Raw genomic sequence first — 1,401 nt, forward strand, 5'->3', positions numbered from 1 at the left:
GTGGGGGACCAGGTACACGGCACGCGGCAAGGTCATCTGGGCCGAGCAACCACTGACCGCACCCGAGTACCGGTTCGAGGCGATGCTGCTGTAGCCCGGACCGACGGAAGGGCGGGCGCTGCTCGGCCGAGCCCCGGAGAACCAGCCGAGCGCCGGGTCGTGCCGCCGCCCCCGCCCGAAGGCACGATCACGGTGGTCTCCCATCCGTGAGTGGGGCCTATATGGCCCGGTGGGGCCCGGTGGGTGTGTCGCACCGGCCGCGTCGCGCGGGCCGCCGTCCGGTTCGCCGACCGCGGCCGTTCCGCACTGCCGTGCCGCACCCGGTTCCGCCGGGCCGTCGTCAGCGGTGTCGCGGTCGACCCGTACGGCTGTGCGGGAGGCGGTCCGAGGCCGTCTGATGCAGGCTGGCAGCACGGGTGTCCCGGGTGCGGACGCCGGAAGGGCGGGGAACTCCGTGACCGGAAGCGACGTGGCGCTGTCGGGGTGTGTCGCGCTGGTGACGGGTGCGTCCAGTGGTATCGGGGCCGCCACCGCCCTGGCACTGGCCCGGGAGGGAGCAGCGGTGGCGCTGGTGGCCCGCAGCGCCGAAAAGCTGGAGGAGCTGGCAGCAACGATCCGGGGCCATGGCGGCTCGTGCGCCGTCATCAGCGCCGATCTGCGTGACACCGTACGGGCCCGGGACACGGTCGAGGAGGTCGCCGAGCGCTTGGGGCGGCTGGACGTGCTGGTGAACAACGCCGGTTACGTTGCGATGGGGGCTGTCGAGGAGGTCGGCGCCGAGGAGGTCGACCGGATGGTCGACCTCAACCTGAGGGCGGTCCTGCACCTGTCGCAGGCGGCGTTGCCGCACCTGCTGCGTGCCGCGGCGGGCGGCCCGCGCAAGGTCGCCGACCTGGTCAACGTCAGCTCGGCCGCGGGCCGTGTGGTGCGCCGCGGCAACGGCGTGTACTCGGCGACGAAGCACGCGGTGTGCGCGTTCAGCGAGGTCCTGCGCCAGGAGGTGACCCGGCGCGGTGTCCGGGTGGGCGTGATCGAGCCGGGGCTGACCTCGACGCAGATGGCGACCGGTCCCGGATTCGCCGCGGCCCGCGGCATGGCGCAGGAGTCCTGGCTGCGGGCGGAGGACATCGCCCGCTCCATCGTCTTCATGGTCACCCAGCCGCCGCACGCCGCGATCAACGAGATCATGGTGCGCCCGACGGCCCAGGAGCACTGAACCCCACTCCGCGGCAGCTGGCCGAACGGCGTCCGCCTCGGCTCACGTACGTGTGGACGGCAGCCGGGCCGAGGGCGCTGACTCGCACGAGCGGTGCGGGCGGGGTGTCGTTGGCGGTTATGCCTGGTTTCCGGTGGTCTGTGGTGCGGTGTAGAGGATGGTGCGGGGCTGGACGGTCAGGTGTC

1 protein-coding gene is annotated in these 1,401 nt (G+C 72.9%); it reads left to right on the plus strand.

All coding sequences use genetic code 11. The annotated features are described in order from the left end of the window. Positions 1-454 precede the first annotated feature (454 nt). A complete protein-coding gene (locus ACFQ87_RS46410; protein ID WP_380617081.1) occupies positions 455-1,216 on the plus strand; it encodes an SDR family oxidoreductase in 762 nt (253 codons plus the stop codon). The last annotated feature ends 185 nt before the right edge of the window (positions 1,217-1,401 follow it).

The organism is Kitasatospora sp. NPDC056531 (assembly GCF_042794375.1).
Taxonomy (GTDB): domain Bacteria; phylum Actinomycetota; class Actinomycetes; order Streptomycetales; family Streptomycetaceae; genus Kitasatospora.